This window comes from Shinella sp. HY16 (assembly GCF_028534175.1).
In the GTDB taxonomy this organism is placed as follows: domain Bacteria; phylum Pseudomonadota; class Alphaproteobacteria; order Rhizobiales; family Rhizobiaceae; genus Shinella.
The window spans coordinates 86,707-105,248 of the sequence record NZ_JAHYXL010000007.1 but is presented as its reverse complement, the minus strand read 5'-3'; the positions used below and the strand labels follow the sequence as shown (position 1 = coordinate 105,248).

At 60.3% G+C, this 18,542-nt stretch carries 18 protein-coding genes and 5 pseudogenes; 11 read left to right on the top strand and 12 right to left on the bottom strand.

Features of this window, described 5'->3' with window-relative positions; all coding sequences use genetic code 11:
* Window positions 1-61 precede the first annotated feature (61 nt).
* Window positions 62-1,198 (bottom strand): DNA polymerase IV, encoded by a 1,137-nt coding sequence (dinB, locus tag K0P03_RS33270; protein ID WP_443020639.1) that lies wholly within the window; start codon window positions 1,196-1,198, stop codon window positions 62-64.
* Window positions 1,199-1,576: 378 nt separating this feature from the next.
* Window positions 1,577-2,077, bottom strand: a complete 501-nt coding sequence (locus K0P03_RS33260) for a recombinase family protein (RefSeq protein WP_272791993.1) — start codon at window positions 2,075-2,077, stop codon at window positions 1,577-1,579.
* Window positions 2,078-2,181: 104 nt separating this feature from the next.
* Between K0P03_RS33260 and K0P03_RS33255 the strand changes: the two are divergent.
* From K0P03_RS33255 to K0P03_RS33235, 5 genes and pseudogenes are all read left to right on the top strand, one after another.
* A pseudogene (locus tag K0P03_RS33255) lies at window positions 2,182-3,852 on the top strand (BID domain-containing protein); the annotation flags it as partial.
* 35 nt (window positions 3,853-3,887) lie between these two features.
* Complete coding sequence (traF, locus tag K0P03_RS33250) at window positions 3,888-4,379, top strand: conjugative transfer signal peptidase TraF (RefSeq protein WP_272791914.1); 492 nt, start codon at window positions 3,888-3,890, stop codon at window positions 4,377-4,379.
* A 28-nt stretch (window positions 4,380-4,407) separates the two neighbouring features.
* Window positions 4,408-5,547, top strand: a complete 1,140-nt coding sequence (locus K0P03_RS33245; protein ID WP_272791915.1) for a conjugal transfer protein TraB — start codon at window positions 4,408-4,410, stop codon at window positions 5,545-5,547.
* Between the two features lie 13 nt (window positions 5,548-5,560).
* Window positions 5,561-6,196, top strand: coding sequence for a TraH family protein (locus K0P03_RS33240; RefSeq protein WP_272791948.1), 636 nt, complete (start codon window positions 5,561-5,563; stop codon window positions 6,194-6,196).
* A 315-nt stretch (window positions 6,197-6,511) separates the two neighbouring features.
* Window positions 6,512-6,820: a transcriptional repressor TraM gene (locus K0P03_RS33235; protein ID WP_272791947.1), complete on the top strand. Its 309-nt coding sequence runs from the start codon at window positions 6,512-6,514 to the stop codon at window positions 6,818-6,820.
* 3 nt (window positions 6,821-6,823) lie between these two features.
* Here K0P03_RS33235 and traR read toward each other — a convergent pair whose 3' ends face one another.
* The 4 genes and pseudogenes from traR to K0P03_RS33215 form a co-directional block, all read right to left on the bottom strand.
* Window positions 6,824-7,528 (bottom strand): autoinducer-binding transcriptional regulator TraR, encoded by a 705-nt coding sequence (gene traR / locus K0P03_RS33230; RefSeq protein ID WP_272791946.1) that lies wholly within the window; start codon window positions 7,526-7,528, stop codon window positions 6,824-6,826.
* Between the two features lie 450 nt (window positions 7,529-7,978).
* Window positions 7,979-8,911: a 3-keto-5-aminohexanoate cleavage protein gene (locus K0P03_RS33225; protein WP_272791945.1), complete on the bottom strand. Its 933-nt coding sequence runs from the start codon at window positions 8,909-8,911 to the stop codon at window positions 7,979-7,981.
* A 24-nt stretch (window positions 8,912-8,935) separates the two neighbouring features.
* Window positions 8,936-9,705, bottom strand: a pseudogene (locus tag K0P03_RS33220) (cyclase family protein).
* Window positions 9,706-9,823: 118 nt separating this feature from the next.
* A complete protein-coding gene (locus K0P03_RS33215) occupies window positions 9,824-11,575 on the bottom strand; it encodes a CocE/NonD family hydrolase (RefSeq protein WP_272791944.1) in 1,752 nt (583 codons plus the stop codon).
* Between the two features lie 97 nt (window positions 11,576-11,672).
* Here K0P03_RS33215 and K0P03_RS33210 point away from each other — a divergent pair, with 97 nt between their 5' ends.
* Window positions 11,673-12,317, top strand: coding sequence for a TetR/AcrR family transcriptional regulator (locus tag K0P03_RS33210; RefSeq protein ID WP_272791943.1), 645 nt, complete (start codon window positions 11,673-11,675; stop codon window positions 12,315-12,317).
* A 177-nt stretch (window positions 12,318-12,494) separates the two neighbouring features.
* Here K0P03_RS33210 and K0P03_RS33205 read toward each other — a convergent pair whose 3' ends face one another.
* The 4 genes and pseudogenes from K0P03_RS33205 to K0P03_RS33185 form a co-directional block, all read right to left on the bottom strand.
* Window positions 12,495-12,860 carry an SPW repeat protein gene (locus K0P03_RS33205; RefSeq protein ID WP_272791942.1) on the bottom strand — a complete coding sequence of 122 codons (366 nt, stop codon included), beginning with the start codon at window positions 12,858-12,860 and terminating at the stop codon, window positions 12,495-12,497.
* Between the two features lie 32 nt (window positions 12,861-12,892).
* Window positions 12,893-13,216 carry a DNA-directed RNA polymerase subunit omega gene (gene rpoZ, locus K0P03_RS33200; RefSeq protein ID WP_272791941.1) on the bottom strand — a complete coding sequence of 108 codons (324 nt, stop codon included), beginning with the start codon at window positions 13,214-13,216 and terminating at the stop codon, window positions 12,893-12,895.
* Window positions 13,217-13,224: 8 nt separating this feature from the next.
* Window positions 13,225-13,977: pseudogene (locus K0P03_RS35730) on the bottom strand (NADH dehydrogenase ubiquinone Fe-S protein 4).
* Between the two features lie 73 nt (window positions 13,978-14,050).
* Window positions 14,051-14,455, bottom strand: a pseudogene (locus tag K0P03_RS33185) (Hsp20/alpha crystallin family protein); the annotation flags it as partial.
* Between the two features lie 59 nt (window positions 14,456-14,514).
* On the opposite strand from K0P03_RS33185, the gene tnpA reads away from it, so the two are divergent.
* Genes tnpA through K0P03_RS33165 form a run of 4 tightly spaced genes read left to right on the top strand, consistent with a single transcriptional unit; the run spans window position 14,515 to window position 17,559 of the window.
* Window positions 14,515-14,931 carry an IS66-like element accessory protein TnpA gene (tnpA, locus tag K0P03_RS33180; protein WP_272791938.1) on the top strand — a complete coding sequence of 139 codons (417 nt, stop codon included), beginning with the start codon at window positions 14,515-14,517 and terminating at the stop codon, window positions 14,929-14,931.
* Window positions 14,928-15,272, top strand: coding sequence for an IS66 family insertion sequence element accessory protein TnpB (gene tnpB / locus K0P03_RS33175; protein ID WP_050747117.1), 345 nt, complete (start codon window positions 14,928-14,930; stop codon window positions 15,270-15,272). The genes tnpA and tnpB overlap by 4 nt, the downstream gene beginning before the upstream one ends.
* A 47-nt stretch (window positions 15,273-15,319) precedes the next feature.
* Entirely contained in the window at window positions 15,320-16,972 is a 1,653-nt protein-coding gene (gene tnpC, locus K0P03_RS33170; RefSeq protein WP_272791937.1) for an IS66 family transposase, read from the top strand.
* Window positions 16,973-16,974: 2 nt separating this feature from the next.
* Window positions 16,975-17,559, top strand: a complete 585-nt coding sequence (locus tag K0P03_RS33165) for a plasmid pRiA4b ORF-3 family protein (RefSeq protein ID WP_050747119.1) — start codon at window positions 16,975-16,977, stop codon at window positions 17,557-17,559.
* Between the two features lie 77 nt (window positions 17,560-17,636).
* Here the strand turns inward: K0P03_RS33165 and K0P03_RS33160 are convergent.
* Window positions 17,637-17,909: pseudogene (locus K0P03_RS33160) on the bottom strand (helix-turn-helix domain-containing protein); the annotation flags it as partial.
* Window positions 17,910-17,919: 10 nt separating this feature from the next.
* Between K0P03_RS33160 and K0P03_RS33155 the strand changes: the two are divergent.
* Window positions 17,920-18,138, top strand: coding sequence for a putative quinol monooxygenase (locus tag K0P03_RS33155; protein ID WP_272791936.1), 219 nt, complete (start codon window positions 17,920-17,922; stop codon window positions 18,136-18,138).
* Window positions 18,139-18,164: 26 nt separating this feature from the next.
* Here the strand turns inward: K0P03_RS33155 and K0P03_RS33150 are convergent, their stop codons facing one another.
* Window positions 18,165-18,536 carry an aldo/keto reductase gene (locus tag K0P03_RS33150; RefSeq protein WP_272791992.1) on the bottom strand — a complete coding sequence of 124 codons (372 nt, stop codon included), beginning with the start codon at window positions 18,534-18,536 and terminating at the stop codon, window positions 18,165-18,167.
* Window positions 18,537-18,542 lie beyond the last annotated feature (6 nt).

Sequence of the window (18,542 nt, the reverse complement as noted above, 5' to 3'; positions counted from 1 at the left end):
AAGCCTGAAACCGATTTGGGCATCAAACGAGTACATGTGGTTGCGATGACTAAATCGATGACTACGCGAGTGGCAAGGCCAGCTGAGAGGCGACCGTGTCAGTTATCTGCTCCAGCGAAGACAGGGTGACCCCGAGCAGCCGGATGCCTCTTCTCGCCGGAAAGATCGGCTGAAGAACGAAACGGACAATCTCCTCCAGGTCCGAGATCGAAGACAGCGGTGCCGGCACCGTCTTGCTGCGGGTGATCTGCTGGAAATCCGAATACTTGACCTTCAAGGTGACCGTCTTGGCGCTGATACCATTCGTCTCGCAATAACCCCAGACCTTCTCGATCAATGGCTGGATACCCTCGCGTGCCGGATCGTAGGCATGAACATCTTCGGCAAAGGTGTCCTCGGCACCGACGGATTTGCGGATCCGATCCGGCTTGACCTCGCGATTGTCGATGCCCCTGGCAATGCCATAGAAATAAGGTCCAGACTTGCCGAAGTGCTCGATCAGGAAATCGAGGTCCTTGCCGAATAGATCGGCGCCGGTTTCGATTCCGAGACGGTGCATTGCCGTGGCCGGACCCACCCCATGAAACTTCTTCACCGGCAGACCCTGCACAAAGGCGGGACCATTCTTCGGCGTGATCACCGCCTGGCCGTTCGGCTTGTTGAGGTCGCTCGCCATCTTGGCCAGGAATTTATTGTAGCTGATGCCCGCCGAGGCATTCAGACCGGTGGCGGCCTTGATCTTCGCCCGGATTTCCGTGGCGATCTCGGTCGCGATCTCCATGCCCTTGAGATTTTCCGTTACGTCGAGATAGGCTTCGTCGAGCGACAGCGGTTCGATCATCGGCGTGTATTCCGCGAAGATCTCGCGGATCTGCATGGAGACGGCACGGTAGACGTCGAAACGCGGCCGGACGAAGATCAGGTCGGGGCATTTGCGCTTGGCGGTGACCGACGGCATGGCCGAGTGGACGCCGAACTTGCGTGCCTCGTAACTGGCCGCAGCCACGACGCCGCGAGCGACCGAGCCGCCGACGGCGACCGGCTTTCCCCGGAGTTCCGGATTGTCGCGCTGCTCGACCGACGCGTAGAAAGCATCCATGTCCACATGGATGACCTTGCGCGGCCGATGTGCGTTCGTTCTGGTCCATGGCTCAGCCTTCGTCCGGCAAGGATACCGTCTCCACCAGACACGGGAAATAGGCGCCGCATCGGTCGCCTTCAGCCGTATGCATTCTCTCGCAGCCCACCGTCATCCGTCGGCGGAGTTCCGCGAAGGTGACGCCGGCGCCAAAGACCTTTACCAGCCGTTTCCGCTCATGGTTGCCGCGACGCCGGCACAGCCGGCAATCGAGTTCGATAATCGGATCCCGCACCTGGCGGAGGGTCGGGAGACCATCGACTATCACCTGCCGTCTCGGCATCCAACAAAGTCCTCTTCAGTCATCGGCCTGAATCCACTTATTGAATCGACGATTCCACCCATCAAGCCCCGAGTAGCCGCCGCATATGCGGATTGGCCCAGTCGGCCCGAAGCTGCGATTTTGGCCAACTCAAAGAACAGATGGCGAACGTGCAATCACGCTGAAGTGGGCTGCGAACCTTGACCTTCCAAGGCGCGGTAGACAGTCATCCTGGAAATGTTCAGGTCACGAGCAACGGCGGCTTTCGTTGCGCCAGCAGCGATCCGCCTGCGGATTTCCGCGTCATCGACATTCTTCTTCCTGCCCTTATAGCTGCCGTCAGCTTTTGCCGCGTCGATGCCCGCCCGTTGCCTGTCTTTGATGAACTTGAGTTCCAAGTCGGCGACCATGCCGAGTGTGGTGATGACCATTCGACCCATGCTTCCGGCTGTCGTAACTTCGGGCTCAAGAATGCGGAGCGACGCGCCCTTTTCATCAAGCTCATGAACGAGATTGAGAACGTCGCGTGTGGAACGGCCGAGCCGATCAAGTCGCAGAACCACCAGCTCGTCGCCCGCATGCAGAAACTGCATAATGGTTTCCAGCTCGGATCGCCCCTTCCGGGACGCTCCCGATCCGGTTTCTGATCGGATGATTTCGCAACCTGCGACCTTCAGACGCTCGTTCTGAATACCGAGATCCTGATCTGAGGTGCTGACGCGAGCGTATCCGATGCGGGCGATGGCAATTCTGTAACATTAGGGTGGTTCCGAATGTGTAACTCGATCTTGCGCGCGGCAATGTCGGCCAAGCCCTCGCCGCATACCAGGGTGCAGGCAGGGTGCTCGGCGCGCGCCTGAAGTCTGAAGCCGTCGAGAGGCTGATCGCCGACTGGAACCACGACTATGATCAGACGAAGACGACGCTGATCGTCGCCCATCTTCGACGCGATGTGCGCATGCTCAATGTCATGGCACGCGAAAAGTTGGTCGAACGCGGGATCGTCGGAGAGGGCCACACCTTCAAAACCGCCGACGGCACCCGCCGTTTCGACGCCGGCGACCAGATCGTCTTCCTGAAGAACGACGGCTCGCTCGCAGTCAAGAATGGCATGATCGGTCATGTGGTAGAGGCGGCGGCGAACCGCATCACCGTCGCCGTGGGTGAGGGCGATCAGCGTCGGCAAGTGATGGTCGAGAGCCACATCTACAGCAACCTCGATCACGGCTACGCCACCACGATCCACAAAGCCCAAGGCGCGACCGTCGACAGGGTGAAGGTGCTGGCTTCACTCTCTCTGGATCGCCACCTTACCTATGTCGCGATGACGCGCCATCGGGAGGATCTGCAGGTCTATTTCGGGCGCCGCTCGTTCGAGATGAACGGCGGGCTGAGCAAGGTTCTCTCCCGGAAGAATGCCAAGGAAGCAACCCTCGATTACGAGCGCGGCACGCTTTACCGCGAGGCGCTTCGCTTTGCCGAAAACCGAGGCCTGCACATCGTTCACGTGGCGCGAACATTGCTGCGCGACCGGCTCGACTGGACACTGCGGCAGAAAAGCAAGCTGGCCGATCTCACCAACCGCCTTCGCGCTCTCGGCGAACGGCTTGGCTTGCGGCAATCGCCGGCAACCCAATCAGTCAAGGAGTTGAAACCCATGGTCGCCGGCATCACCCGGTTCGAGAATCCCGTCGCAGAAACGGTCAGCGAGAGGCTCGACGCTGATCCGGCCTTGAAGAAGCAATGGGAGGAGGTTTCGATCCGGTTCGCTTACGTCTTCGCCGATCCCGAAACCGCCTTCCGGGCAATGAATTTCGACGCCGTGCTGGCGGATAGAGACGCGGCGCGACAGGTGCTTCAGAAGCTTGAGGCCGAGCCGGCGTCGATCGGTCCGCTCAGGGGCAAGACCGACATTCTTGCCAGCAAGACGGAGCGCGAGGCGCGACGCGTCGCCGAGGTCAATGTGCCCGCCCTGAAGCGCGACCTCGAACGCTATCTCCACATGCGCGAAAGCGCCACACAGCGCATGGCGGCTGACGAACAGGCGCTGCGCCAGCGCGTCTCGATCGACATCCCGGCCCTGTCGCCTGATGCACGCGCGGTGCTCGAGCGCGTGCGCGATGCGATCGACCGCAACGATCTTCCCGCCGCCCTTGCATATGCGCTGAGCAACCGCGAGACGAAGCTGGAGATCGACGGGTTCAACAAGGCCGTCACCGAACGCTTCGGCGAGCGCACCTTGCTCACCAACGCTGCGCGTGAGCCATCGGGCAAACTCTTCGACAAACTCTCCGAAGGCCTCTCCCACCAAGAGAAGGAACGTCTCAAGGAAGCCTGGCCGGTCATGCGCACGGCCCAGCAGCTCGCCGCCCATGAGCGTACGACCGAGACCCTGCGGCAGGTCGAGGAATTGCGTCTCGCGCAACGCCGGACTCCGGTTGTGAAGCAATGAAGCGGCGCCGTGCGATCATGCTGTTGAGCACGTCAATGGTTGCTATCGCGGGCCTCATCACGGCTGCGGTCGTCGGTGGCTATCGGCTGAACCTGACGCCGAGCGAGCCGCTCGGGCTCTGGCGCATCGAGAAACTCAATCGTCCGGTCGAGGCAGGAGATCTCGTCTTCATCTGCTCGCCCCCGACTGCGCCGTTCGAGGAAGCGCGACTGCGAGGATATCTCCGGCGGGGCTTGTGCGCCGGTGGGTTTGCGCCGCTGATCAAGACGGTCGCCGCGCTTCCCGGACAGCATGTCGAAATTACGGATCACGTCGCGATCGACGGCGGTTCCCTTGCCGCATCCGCCGTCCGGAAGACGGACGGAGAGGGCAGGACGATCACGCCATATCCAGGTGGCATCGTGCCATCAGGACATCTCTATCTCCATTCCTCTTTTGCGAGCTCCTATGATTCCCGATATTTTGGGCCGGTTCCGGACCGCGGCCTCCTCGGCGTCGCCCGGCCGATCCTCACCTTCGATCCTTGATCACATTTCTGGCCTTTGGCGATCTGCGTTGCTCATCGTCGCCTCCGTCGTCTGCGGCTCACTCGGCTGGAGCGGCAATGTGCTCGCTCTTCCGACCGCGATGTTCTTCCCGGCGCTCTGGGCGATGTCGCGGTCGCGCGTGGTCGCGGCCCTCGTGTCGGCCGGCTATTTTCTGGTCGCTTCGCGTGGTTTGCCGCTGGGCGTCGCCAACTTCTATGCCGCCGATCTCTGGCCCGGCCTTCTGCTTTGGCTAGCGGCCTCACTCTCCTTCGTCGCCGTGCATGCGGCGCTCTGGACAAGGCATCCGGGAAGGGCGAGGGCAGTGCGTTATCTGGCGGCGGCGGTGCTGACGGGGCTGCCGCCCTTCGGCATCACTGGATGGGCGAATCCGCTGACCGCAGCCGGGGTACTGTTTCCCGGGTGGGGATGGTGGGGATTGCTCGCAACTGCAGCCGGCCTGCTCGTCATGGTGATGAGATATCGGCCGGCAGCTGTCCTTGGCCTCGCTGGCTTCTGGCTCTGGTCCGCCGCAATGTGGACAGAGCCGAAGCTACCGGAAGGATGGATGGGCGTCGACCTTGAATTGGGACGAAGCCTTGGCCGGGACGGGTCGCTCGAGCATCACCGTGGCCTGATCGCCACAGCGCGCATATCCGCAAGTAAGGGCGCGCACGTTGTCGTCTTTCCGGAGAGCGCGCTCGGCTTCTGGACGCCGACGGTCGCTCGCCTTTGGCGGGAGGGGTTGAACGGGCTCGACGTCACGGTCGTCGCCGGCGCCGCCGTCATCGATGCGCAAGGCTACGACAATGTCATGGTGGCGGTTGGTTCCGGCGCCGCTGGCATCCTCTACAAGGAGCGCATGCCGGTTCCGGTTTCCATGTGGCAGCCATGGTTGCGTTGGACAGGGCAGGGCGGCGGCGCCCAGGCGCACCTGTTCGCGAACCCGGTCGCGGAGGTTGGAGCAACGAGGATCGCGCCGCTCATCTGCTATGAGCAACTCATCCTCTGGCCGGTGCTGCAATCGATGCTGCATTCACCCGCCGTCATCGTCGCTACCGGCAATGGCTGGTGGACCAGGGGCACCTCGATCATCGCGATCCAGAAGGCGAGCGTTGCCGCATGGGCTAAGCTCTTCGACTTGCCCGTCGTCATGGCCTTCAACACATAACGGAGACAATCAGATGGTCGATGCCGCCCTCATCAAACAATGCGCCGATCCCGGCCTGAAACCCGCGATTGTCGAACAGTTCATTGAGCGGGCGGGGTCGCAGGATCCGCTCGCGATCACGGTCCGATCCGGAAACCGCGTGGTGCTGGTGCCGAAGCCGGGAACGCCGGACGAGGCGATGGAACTGGTCCGCCAGCATATTGGGCGCAACGTCATTCGGGTCGGCATCACGCAATATCCAGCCGGTCTCGGCATCCTGGAGGCCGGAGCGCTGAGACCTGACCTTGTCGATCCTTGTGAAAATATCCGCATGGGCACCGCGCTCTTCGCCAAAGTCTATCGTATCGTTACCAAATGGTACGGCAATCCCACCGGGAGTGAGGCTCTTCCCGTGGTTCTCGACGATGCGATCATCGCCTGGCAGACGGGGTATTTCGAGGGAACGGCGGTGTTTCGGGCACCGGATCCTGGTGCGTTGGAGATACCTCAACCTGGTCAGGAGGAGCCTGCGAGCGACGCTATCGAGCAGTCAGCAGATCCTGCTGCGGTGGACGTGAGCGATCCTGTCACGGACGGAGTCCGGAGCGACGATCCGAACAAGGCCGGTATCCGTGTTGATCTTTCTGGAATTGGTGCGGACAGACCCTGACGCTCGCGACATTCCTCGAACGACCTACTTGATCATGTGCATGTTTGCACTGGCGAATTCAGCGTCCGCCCTCTATAAGGGCGGATAGGGCAGTACGCGCTGCCCCGAGGTGTGGAAACCTCTATCTGGCGGTTGGTGCTGGCCGTTGCAGCACCAGAATCCTCTGACCGATTGGCCGGGGGCCTGTGACGTATGTCCAGGTGCTCCGGTACTAAAGGTCGCAGGACTGTCCAGGTACAGTTTCCAACCCCCGGCTTGGGATCAGGGATTAACGTTTGCGGGGGCGCACCGCGGACAAGCCGGAGACCGGATCGAATGACATCGGACGCGCCGACATCGGAAGATAAACTCGAAATGCGTCCCGTGTACGGGCTGACGCAAGGTCTGCCCAAGGCTGACCTGGAGAGTTTGACGGTGGATGCTATCCGGACCCATCGGCGTCTGGTCGGCAATGCAGATCGGCTGTTCCAGGCTCTGCCCGACACCTACAAATCCGGTAAGGAGGCGGGCGGCGCGCAGCACCTCACTTACATCCAGGCCTGCACGGAGATGCACGCGCAGATGTATGTGGTGAACACGCTGGTCACCATCCTCGGCTATATCCCAAAAGTGTCGGTGAACTGAGGCTCAGATCAGCTTTCGGCGAATGGCGACGGCGGTCAGGTGGGTCAGCGTGTGCACGTCGAAACGTTTCTTTGTTTCGGCGATCTTGACGCGCACGCTATTGTACTTGACGCCCTCGAGGTCCGCCGCTTCCTCCATCGTTTTGCCGACAGCGATCCAGCTCAGATAGGCGGCGCCTTTGGGATCGAGACCAATCGGCTCTTCGACGCTCGGGGTCGGATCAGCGAGATTGATTCGGGCATGAAGCTGCGCGACCGCGGATGCAGCCTCGACTGGGTCGATCTCGCGGTCCAGGTCGACTGCCGGCTTTTCCGAGGCAAGCGTGAACATCGCCATGGAACCGTGTGCGGCCTTGATGGGCACCGTGATGCCGGAGCGAATCCCGAAATCGGCTGCATGCGCAAAAAACGAGCGTTCCGCTTTCGTTAGCCGCGGGGTGTCCTGCTTAGCGCTCCAGGTGAAAGCTTGTTTCAGGGACTTGGCACGTCGAATGACGGGGTCGATCGCAAGGTAGCCTCGCGCGAAATAGTCGGACTGAAACTCACGACGATAGTTCGAGATTGCGAGCGAACGCCCTGGCTGGATGTTCAGATAGGCATAGCCTGCAAAACCGATGTGTTCGGTAAAGGTTGCCAGCGCGTCCTTCAAAACGCTTTCGTCGCCAGGAATGGCGGCGAGGTCGGTCAGCTTGTCCAGCCAGTGTCGCATTCGAAATTCCTTGTAGATCGTCAGGTGGAACAGATCATACGATCCCATTACGAGTAGATGAATCTAAACGGCAATCTAAAGTTGCATAATCTATCTTATGGAACTCGCTGGATATGGGATTGCTTGATTCATTGTGACCCGCGCGCCGCCACTGACATCTTTAGCCGTCCCAGCTACTAGTCGCTCACGGTTAAGCGTTCTCTGTCTCTGAGGGCGTCGCCACCCTAGTTACCGGTCAGTTGACGCGAAGAATATGCAGTATGCCATTCCAATACCGCCGATTGTCGGGCGGAGGCCGCGGCTCCCTTCCACGCTCGGTGGACAAAGCCCTCAACAATCCGCGATTCCATAAACGATGCGCTTTTGCCTCCTCCGCTCCAGACGACTTGAACTGCATTGCCAATGGACTTTTTTTGGGATCATCTACCTTTGATGCCCAGGTAATTGGCATCATGCTAATCTGGTATGTTCTGCGCCTTTCAGTCCTAGGATTTCGCGCGCTTCCTGAGGCGTTGCGATTTCATAATCCAGATCTTCAAGACATTGACGCACCTTGCGCACCTGCTGCGCATTACTTTCGGCGAGTTTACCTCGACTGATGAAGAGGGAGTCCTCAAGGCCCACACGAACATGGCCTCCCAATTGCGCCGCCGCTGTGGCAAGAGGTATCTGTGCCGCGCCGGCGGCGAGCACCGACCACCGATAGCTATCGCCGAAAAGCTTGTCCGCTGTCTTCTTCATGAAGAGCAGATTCTCGAGATCGGCACCGATCCCGCCGAGGATTCCAAGAACGAACTGGATGAAGACCGGCGCCTTGAACAGGCCCTGCTCTATGCAGAACTTCAGATTGTAGAGATGGCCGACATCGTAGCACTCGTGTTCGAAACGAACATCATGCGGTGCCAGCGGGCGCGCGGCACTGCCGATATCCGCGAAGGTATTGCGAAAGATGAAACCGTCGGAGCCGGTAACATAGTCCTTCTCCCATCCGAATTTCCAACTCTGGTACCGTTTCGCCAGCGGATGGAAGGAGAAATTCATAGAACCCATGTTCATCGAACACATCTCGGGCGAGAAGGTCAGCGCGGGTAGAATCCGTTCCTCAATCGTATGCTGAAGGCTGCCACCGGTGGAAATGTTGACGACCGCTTGGGTCGACTGCCGGATCTGTGGCAGAAAGGCGCGGAACCGTGCGGGGTCGATGGTCACACCGCCATCCTCGCGCCTACGCGCGTGAAGATGCAGGATCGCGGCGCCGGCCTCGGCGGCTTCAATGGCCTGTGTCGCAATGTCATCAGGCGTATAGGGCAAGGCGTCCGACATGGTCGGCGTGTGAATCGCCCCTGTGATGGCGCAGGTGATGATGGTCTTGGATCGGGCCATGACGGTCTCCTGAATTTGCAAGGGTCAAGGAAGGATCGCTACCGCCCGGGTCCAGCCGGCAGAGCCGCGTGCGACCTTGACCGGAAAGCAGATGACGTCAAATCCGATGGCGGGGAGCGCATCGAGATTGGTGAGTTTTTCGAGATGGCAGTAGGCCCGTTCGCGGCCAGCCTTGTGGCCTTCCCAGATGATCGAGGCATCGCCGATATCGGCGTATCGCTTCGCCGTCGCGGAAAACGGGGCATCCCAGCTCCACCCATCGGTCCCGGTCAGGCAGACCCCCATTTTCAACAGATACAGGGTCGCATCGCGCCCGATGCCGCAGCCCCGGTCGATATAGTCTGGCCTGCCGAAGGCTGCCCCGGCGGCGGTGTTCACCAGAACGATCTGCAAGGCGCCAATGTGCAGCCGATCCGCGCTAGCTCGGTATCGATGTCCTTGGGGGTCACGATATAGCCATCCGGGAAATGCCGGAAGTCCAGTTTCACGCCCGGCTGGTAGCACCAGTCCAGCGGCACTTCATCGATGGTCCACGCCCGGTCGCCATGGTTCATCGTCGGATGGTAGTGCCAAGGTGCGTCCAGATGCGTACCGTTGTGGGTGCTGAGCGTCACAGTCTCTACAGCCCAGCCCTTTCCCTCCGGCAACTGATCCCTCGCCAGACCGGGGAACTGGGCGCATAGCATCTGGGCGCCGCGGTCATGGTCGACATAGTCGATCACCGGCACCTGAAACGGCGGATCAGCCGGCGTGGTCGCGTCGATCGGAATTGAAAGGTCGATGATACGTCGCATGGTTCCTCCCCAGATGGCTGTATGTCGGCGGCCGGACTTCGAGCCGAGAGAAGGAGTAGGCTGCGCGACCACCTTCCCGGAGGGCCCATTGGTCCTGTTGCGACATCGCCGGCTCCGGCTATTTCGCTGGAATCACCGGCAACATCACATAGGCATCCCCCGTGCGTATCGTGGTGGTTCCGTTAAAGGTCCCGTCCGGCCGGTCCCTATCGTCATCATGCAGGAAGACCGAACAGCCGCGTTGCGAGACACCGTAGATCTGGGGCATCGGTTCCGGCAGGCCGTTATCGTAGTCTCTCCCGCCGATGCTGAGCGCGATCACATAGCCCTTGGGCACCACGACGGAAGAGGGCCAGATTTCGACATCCAGGTCATAGAATTCTCCGGGCTCCAGGGGCTGGAGCTCGTCATGAGCATGTACCGGCCGGTAAGGTTCGCAGCGGTGAGGATCCAGTTTGCGATGTGACGCCCTGAGCCAGCCCAGCGAAACGGGTGCGTTCGGGTCCACGGCGCCGACGAACAGAACCTCTTTTCCCGAAGGATCGAACACCCGGAGTGTCAGGAAGAGATCGGCGTCGGTCGTGGTTGAAGCAGCCACCAAATGTGCCATCATTGGGCCGGTGATTTCGGTTTCGCGTTCCAACGGAACGCTGCGGAAGGTCAGAACCTCGTCATTCGCTCGGAACGGCACCTCCTGGGTCGCGGCCGGGGGGGTGGTCGACAGGGACATGTCGCGGGAGTTTAGATAGAACTTCGTCCATTCAGTCCTGGCCAGCGGCCATTCATGCTCCTCGCGCTCGACGAACCTATCGAGGTGGCGTACCTGAAGCAGTACCGGCGGACGGCGATCCCATCCATTGTCCGCGCCTTTCAAAAAATGATCGAAAAATTGCTTCTGCAGCCTGACACCATAGTCGGTATAGAACTCGGTCCAGTGTTCCAGCCCATGTAGTTCCAGCCATTTCCTATCGGACCCGGCGCGGACAAATCCCTCAACATTGCCGCGCAGGTGCAGACCCTGCCCTCCCCAGTTGCCGCAAGACAGCACAGGCACTTCGATCTCCTCCAGCTTGGCGATGCGATCCTGGAAGAACTGATCGGTAATCAATTGATGTGCCAGATAGTCCGCTCGGATGTCAGTGCGATTGGACGCGCGCTCGTCATCCGAAAGGTCGACATTGCCCGCGATGGAGCGCCCCGTTACCGGGTTCTTCCGGCCCCTGCTACCCAGCCCGAACTGTGCGTTGGTGACCTGCATCGGATACCAGCGGACAAAGAAGGTGGACATGATGCCACCGTGGCGCACCGCATCACGATAATAGTCGGATGCCCCCTCAAACGGGCAGATCGCAGCCAGATGCGGTGGCTTCAGGCCCGCGACCTGCCACTGGTTCATCGCGTAGTAGGAGACCCCCGCCAAGCCGATCTTGCCGGTGCTCCATGACTGTTCCGCCGCCCATTCGATGCAATCGTAATAGTCCTGCGTTTCTTGCGCTGAAAAGGGATCGACATAGCCCGGCGACATGCCCGACCCGCGGGAATCCACCCGCACGCAGACATATCCGAACGGCACCCACCTTTCCGGATCCGCCGTCTCCCAGTTCGCAAATTCGGTGGTGGTTCCGCGCGTGATTTCGGGATGATGACGGGTCAACATGGCCCATTGCGCGGGATAGCCCTCGGCAAAGGAAAGACCCTTGGCATAGGGACCATGGGACATCAAAACCGGGTAACGGCCCTCCGTTTCGGGGCGGTATACGTCGCAGTAGAGTACAGATCCATCCCGCATGGCAATTGGGACATCCCATTCGACGACCAGCCCGTTGCGACGCTCGCAGCGTGGCGCAACTGTATCAGAAATCAATTTCATTGCGATGTCCTCCCCAACAACGCTAAGACCCTAAGAGACAGAATATACTAACTGTACGTACGTCCAGTTTGTTATTAGTAAGACAGGGAGCTCGTACATGTCAACAGAAGTTAGACCTCAACGCGGTGCGCAGCAGAAGCGGACGGCCATTGTTGATGCGGCGGAAGCTCTATTCGCCGAAAGTGGCTTCGATGCCGTGTCGGTCCGCAACATCGCCGAGGCGGCCGCAGTCAAGCTGAGCGTGGTGACCTATCACTTTCCCAACAAGGAACATCTGTTCGAAACGGTAATATGCCGGCGGAGCCAATCCCTGTCCGAGCTGCGTCGCAAAAGGCTTGCGCACGGCCGGAATTCAGACACTTTCGACCTTGTTGCCTTGGTCGAATGCTACACATCGCCGTTGCTCGACCTGATCGCCAGCGAGGACGAAGGCTGGAGGCATTATTCGCACCTGATTGCTCAGATCTCACAATCCCGACGTTTCGCAGACCTCATCTCGCATCAATACGATGAGACCGCACACATTTTCATCGACGCGCTGCTTGACCTTTACCCAGCGGCGAATCGGGAGATGGCGATCCGGGCTTTGGTCTATCTGGTATCAGTGATGCTCGGCGTGTTCTCGTCCAGCGGACGCGTAGAGACTTTGTCAAAAGGTCAGTATAGTTCAGACCCTGCCGCAGCGTTTTTAAGCATGAAATCCTTTATCGTCGGCGGCGTAGAAAAGCTACTAGCAATGTGAATATTTTTCCCTGAACTTACTGAAATAACCGCTTAGCATCCGTGCTTAAGTGTCTTTATAACCAATACTTCAAGCGTGAAGGAATTTGTTCCTCCGTGTAGAACTCGTCCAATTCTCCACTTTAGGTTTATATGATGTTAACTGAACGGGCCCGGCGGCCGGACCCGTTCAGTTGCCTCACGCCGTCGACCACGGACGGTTGTCGCTGAACCAGATGCTGCCGGCGGCCACGATCACGACGACAATGCCGGCTATCAGATGTGCACCCCTGGCGGCAGTCACGGCTGAGAAGCCGAGTGCCCGGGGGGCAACCAGCGCCCAAATGCCAAGTACGAGGTTGAGCCATTCCTCCACCTCATGGAAAGCGTAGAGTGCAGCGGCGGCGACAAGAGCGACGGCCGCGCCGACCACCCATGCGTTCCAGGCGGCATAGGTCTCTGCGGTGAAGCCGAGCAGCCAGGGCGAGATCAGAAGGCCAAAACCGGCAACGATATTGACGATATCGAAAGCCGTCCGGTAATTCGAATTCAGGGACTTCAGCATCGTTCATTTCTCCTCATCGGTTGGTTGCATCATCAATGGACCGCCTCGGTCGGCAAGGCGGCGGATGCGGCGGCAGCCTTCGAACAGCCGTCGACGCAAAGCTCGGACGTCGTGGACGGGGCCGGCAGGAGACGCGCTTCGGCCCTTTGGGGGAGCAGGAACGGCGCCAGTTCGTTCTCCTTGAACGCTCCTTCTGCGATCTCCTGCAATGCGAGATCGCTCGCATTCCGGTGTGGCAAAGCAAGTCTCGGTTCGGCGCCACGGTTAAGCGCACGAGTTCGCGCTGCCGCAGCAAGCACCAGCACGAACCGGTTCGGAAGAGCCTTCTCACAATCAAAGATGACATACGGATCCATGGCTCACCTCATGCGGCGTGGCGATCGTTCATTGTATGAACTGGCCCGTTTTCAACGCCTCGCCCAAGCGCGAGCATCGCCTGCTCGACCTCGTAAAGGCGCGACGGCCGGCCGTTCTCCGGCATGCCTTCGTTGGTCGCCTGATCCGCCAGATATTCCGTCCAGGCCCAGTTCATCAGGATCGAACGCTTCGCGTCGAGCGATAGCGCCGGATCGCGAACGACGTCCATCGGGGCGAACCAGCTGGCCGGGCCGGACGCATCGTCGCGGTCTGCCGCGCCATCCATGGCCTGCCCGTACCTTTCCTGAAGTCGAGCAAGACCCAGCCGATCCAAGGTCGCATCAGCAAAGGCATGGGATGGGCGAGCCGATTGGCGACCATTCCTCTTCTTGGCCGAGGCAACAGCCTTGTCTGCCGGCCGTTCCACGACGTAGGTCAGCCCTTGTCGCCTGGCATAGCGGATGGCGGATTACAGTGTGGGGAATTCGAGTTCCACCTGCGCAAGTGTGTCACTGCCGCCGGTATAGCCCATCAAGGGTTCGACAAACGGCGCGGAGCGACGCTCGAAAACGAGCCGCCAGCCCTTTGTTCGCGCATTCCCTGAGGTGGTCACAGAACGCGACGGCTTGAAGATGCGCGCCACCGCGTCGTCGGGAAACGGCGAGCGTCCGAAGGAAAGGTTGCGCCGGTTGTCATTTAAGGCGCGGGCAGCGGCAGTCGAGGTTTCTATTTCTGGTTTTGTGTCTCTTGCAGTCTCCATTCTTCATCCCTCCCGGTTGGCGAAGGATACTGGCGGCCGCCAGTAGGCCGGCCCCCAGGGTTAGTTGAACCGATCAGCTCTTGATGGCGATGCGCTTGACCTGCGACTGCGCCTTCTCGGTCTTGGGCAGGATCACTGTCAGCACGCCATTCTTGAAATGCGCGTCGACCTTGTCTTCCGCGATCTCAACGCCGAGCGGGATGCGGCGCTCGAAGCGGCCATAGTATCGCTCGGAGAACTGACGATCCCTGTCCTCGTTCTCTGAGCGCTTCTCGCCCTTCAGCGTCAGCGCGCCGTCGTTGAGCAGGACTTCGATGTCCTTTTCGTCAAGGCCTGGCACTTCGGACGTCACCTTGATCTCCTTGTCGGTGTCGGAGATCTCAACGCTCGGCCAGCCGGTACCGAAGGCAGAACCGCTACCGAAGGTGGGCAGGCCCGAGCCGAAGCCGCGGAAAACATCATCGAACAGTCGGTTCACTGTAAGCATCCGAGGAGCGCCGCCTTGAGCGGTTGAGATGAATCTGTCGTTTTGTCGCTATGGACAGGCATAAGGACAGTTTTCGGACACCGGTGAGCCGGCTTGAAATCATCGACACAAGGCGTCGGCGGCGCTTTACCGCCGAGGCCAAGTTCAAAATTCTCGAGGAAGGCTTTTCTGGCGATGGTCGCCAGGTCTCCGCGACGGCAGAGAAGCACGGGGTTTCGCGCTCACAATTGTACCGTTGGCGTCAGTTGGCGCAGTCCGGCAGCCTTTGCCGCAATCGGATCGAAGGCTTCGTGCCCGCAGTGATCACACCGGACGTGCCAGCTCCCGTTTCGGCCGCATCGGCTTCGGTAGTGGGTAGCGGTCGCATGGAGGTGCTGAGCACGAACGGTCGACGTGTCATTGTCGATCGAGAGGTCGACGTCGATGCGCTGCTGCGCATCCTGCGCGCGCTGGAGACGTTGCGATGATTCCGATCCCGACAGGCGTCCGGGTTTGGCTGGCGACGGGCTATACGGATATGCGATGTGGGTTCCCGTCGCTAGCGTTACGGGTGCAGGAAGTGCTGAAGCACGACCCGCTGGGCGGTCATCTGTTCTGCTTCAGGGGTAAACGCGGTGACCTGATCAAGGTCGTTTGGCACGATGGCCAGGGGGCCTGCCTGTTCACGAAAAAATTGGAACGAGGCAAGTTCATCTGGCCTTCTGCCGACGGTGGCGCGGTGCCGATCTCGACGGCGCAGCTTTCCTATCTGCTGTCAGGAATTGACTGGCGCGCGCCGCAGGAGACCTGGCGCCCCAGCCGGGTCTGACTGCATTCTTGCATTGAAAATGTTGAGAAATCTGATTCAATGTCGCTATGACATTGCCGCCGCTTACCCTGCCATCGGACCTTGCAAGTGCTCATGCGGCGCTGCTGGCCGAACGTGCTGCGCGACTGCAAGCTGAGGCGGAAGCGGCCAACGCAAAGGCCCGGCTATCGAGCATCGAGGCGCTAAACGCACATCTGCAATTGCTGCTTGGCAAACTTGAGCGCGAGAAGCACGGCCCGCGCCGTGAGCGCACGCAGCGGCTGATCGATCAGTTGGAATTGCAGCTCGAAGAGCTCGTGGCGTCGGCCGCCGAGGATGAACTGGGCGCCCAAGAGGCCGCGGCCAAAACGCAGTCCGTACGCGCCTTTGCCCGCAAGCGTCCGGTGCGCAAGCCGTGGCCTGAAGACGTCGAGCGCGAACGCATCGTTGTCGAAGCGCCGACGGCATGCGCCTGCTGTGGCGGCTCGCGGCTGTCGAAGCTGGGCGAGGATGTGACTGAAACGTTGGAGGAGATCCCACGCCGCTTCAAGGTTATCGAGACGGTGCGCGAGAAGTTTACCTGCCGCGATTGCGAGGCGATCAGTCAGGCTCCCGCACCGTTCCATGCCACTCCGCGCGGCTTTATCGGTCCTCAGTTGCTGGCGACGATCGTCTTCGACAAGTTCGGGCAGCACATCCCGCTGAACCGCCAGAGCACGCGGTTCAAATGTGAGGGTATCGATCTGTCGACCCAGACCCTGGCCGATCAGGTCGGTCACGCTACCTTCGCCCTCAAGCCGATATTTGATCTGATCGAGGCACATGTGTTCCAGGCCGAGCGGCTTCACGGTGACGACACGACGATCCCAATCCTGGCCAAGGGCCAATGCACGACCGGGCGAATATGGGTTTACGTGCGCGACGATCAGCCATTCGCCGGCCCTGCGCCGCCGGCGGCGGTCTTCTACGCCTCCTGCAATCGGCGCGGCGAGCACCCGCAAAGGCATCTGGCCGACTTCAGCGGCATTCTTCAGGCGGATTGCTACAACGGCTTCAATCCGCTGTTCGATCTGACGAAGAGGCAGATGCCGGCAACGCCCGCGTTCTGCTTCGCCCATGCGCGGCGGAAGTTCTTCGAACTGGCCGATGTCGCTCGCAATGCTCGGCGCGGCAAAGGTACCAAGCCGATCTCGCCGGTAGCCCTCGAGGCGGTGAAGCGCATCGATGCTCTGTTTGCCATCGAGCGCGACATCAACGGTCTGAGCGCGGCCGAGCGGCTTGCGGTCCGGCAGGAGAAGAGCAAGCCGCTACTTGGCGATATGGAGGAATGGTTACGCACCGAGCGGGCCAGCCTATCACGCTCATCGCCGGCGGCCGGACCGATCGACTATATGCTGTCGCGCTGGGCTGACTTTGCCCGCTATGCCGACGACGGCAGGATCTGCATGACGAACAATTGCGCGGAAAGAGCGTTGCGCGGCGTGGCTTGCGGAAGAAAGGCTTGGCTCTTCGCCGGTTCCGACCGCGGCGCAGATCGCGCTGCCATCATGCTCACCCTGATCATGACCGCACGGCTGAACGACGTAGACCCGAAGGCTTGGCTCGCCGATGTCCTTGCTCGCATCGCCGACCTGCCGGCCTCGCGTTTGCCGGAACTGCTTCCCTGGGAGTGGAAGCGGATACGCCAGGGCAAAAACTCCGCCCTCATGCTGGCAGCTTGACGATGGCCTCTTCTCTCGTCCGTCTGAAGGTCACCCTTGATCATGTCGAACCGACCGTGATGCGGCGCATTGTCGTGCCGTGGCGCATCCGGCTCAGCCGGCTGCATGAGGTATTGCAGGCTGCGATGGGGTGGACCAACACCCACCTCTACGAATTCCAGATCCGTGACGTTGGCTTTGGTTTGCCCGACCAGGAATGGGGGGATGGCCCACTCGATGCCCGCAAGATCTCGCTCCTGTCGGCAATCCAGGACACCGGTGCGAAATCCTTCAAATACCACTATGACTTCGGCGACGGCTGGACGCACAGCATCAAGATCGAGCGCACGTTCCCTGTCGTCGCGCTTGCAGATCCAATGCTGATCGAGGCAACGGGGCGCTGCCCGCCTGAAGACGTTGGCGGTCCGTGGGGATACCAGGAGTTCCGCGAGGCGCTCGCCGACCCCGCTCATGAACGGCACGCCGAACTTGTCGAATGGTCGGGCGCCAAAGACTTCGACCCAAACAATGCAGCCTTCGCTGATCTCAACAGAGCCGTGGAAAACCTGGCTGCGAAATGGGCGCGTCGATCACGCCGGAAAGCCTAACCGCAGCAACCTCATCACTATAGCCCGATTTGCCTAACTCGCGCGTGCTCATGCCGCGTGGCTGCTCGGATGCTTACGATCGTCAGCGCTTCCCTTGCCCTACGAAAGCGCACGCGCTCAGCGGCGACATCCTGTGCCATCAAGGCGAGTTCCGTGGCACGAGCCAGCAGCGGCGTAAGGTCAAACCCGTAGGCCTGTTCGATCTCGCCATCCCGGTTGCGGTGCGCGTAGCGTTTACCGTTCGGGCTGTCGCGCCGCAGGATAAGGCCGGCATCGACAAGCGCGGCGAGTTGCCGGCGTAGCGTCGTCTCGGTGATTCCATGAGCCCGCACTGACAACTGGGCGTTGGATCTTGCGGCCATGACAAGACAGCGGCCTGGAAACATCTCCTATGATGCCGCCCTTGACGATCCGGGGATGGGCAGGCTGCTCATCGCGGAACGCTGGACCGACCAGGCGGCGCTGAGCGCTCATCTCAATACGGAGGAGACCAAAGCGTTCGTTGCGCGATGGCAGGGACGCATGCGGGGCGATGTGAGGAAGTTTGATGCCTCGAATGAAAGGAGCTTGCAAGATTGAAGAGCTTCGCTGCTTTAGCTGATTACCTAATGGCTGAGCTTGATCGTGTCGAGTTCACGTATTGCTTCTTGATCAAGAGTTACTGAACCCGCGGCGCAGTTTTCCTCAAGGTGAGAAACGTTACTCGTTCCTGGAATAAGCAAGGTATTTGCAGATTGCTGCAGCAACCAGGCTAGGCCGATTTGCGAGGGCGTCGCCCCCAACCGATTTGCCACGGCGATTACTTGGGGTTGCTCGATCACTTTCGGCATCCCCGGCACCGCACCGCCCAAGGGGAAAAGAGGAACCCACGCTACGTTAGTCTCTGCACAAAATCTGAAGACGTCCTCAAACTCTCGGTCCACAAGGCTGTAGGCATTTTGAACGCAGGTGATATCGGCCGAAGAGGCCCGGCGCACGATGTC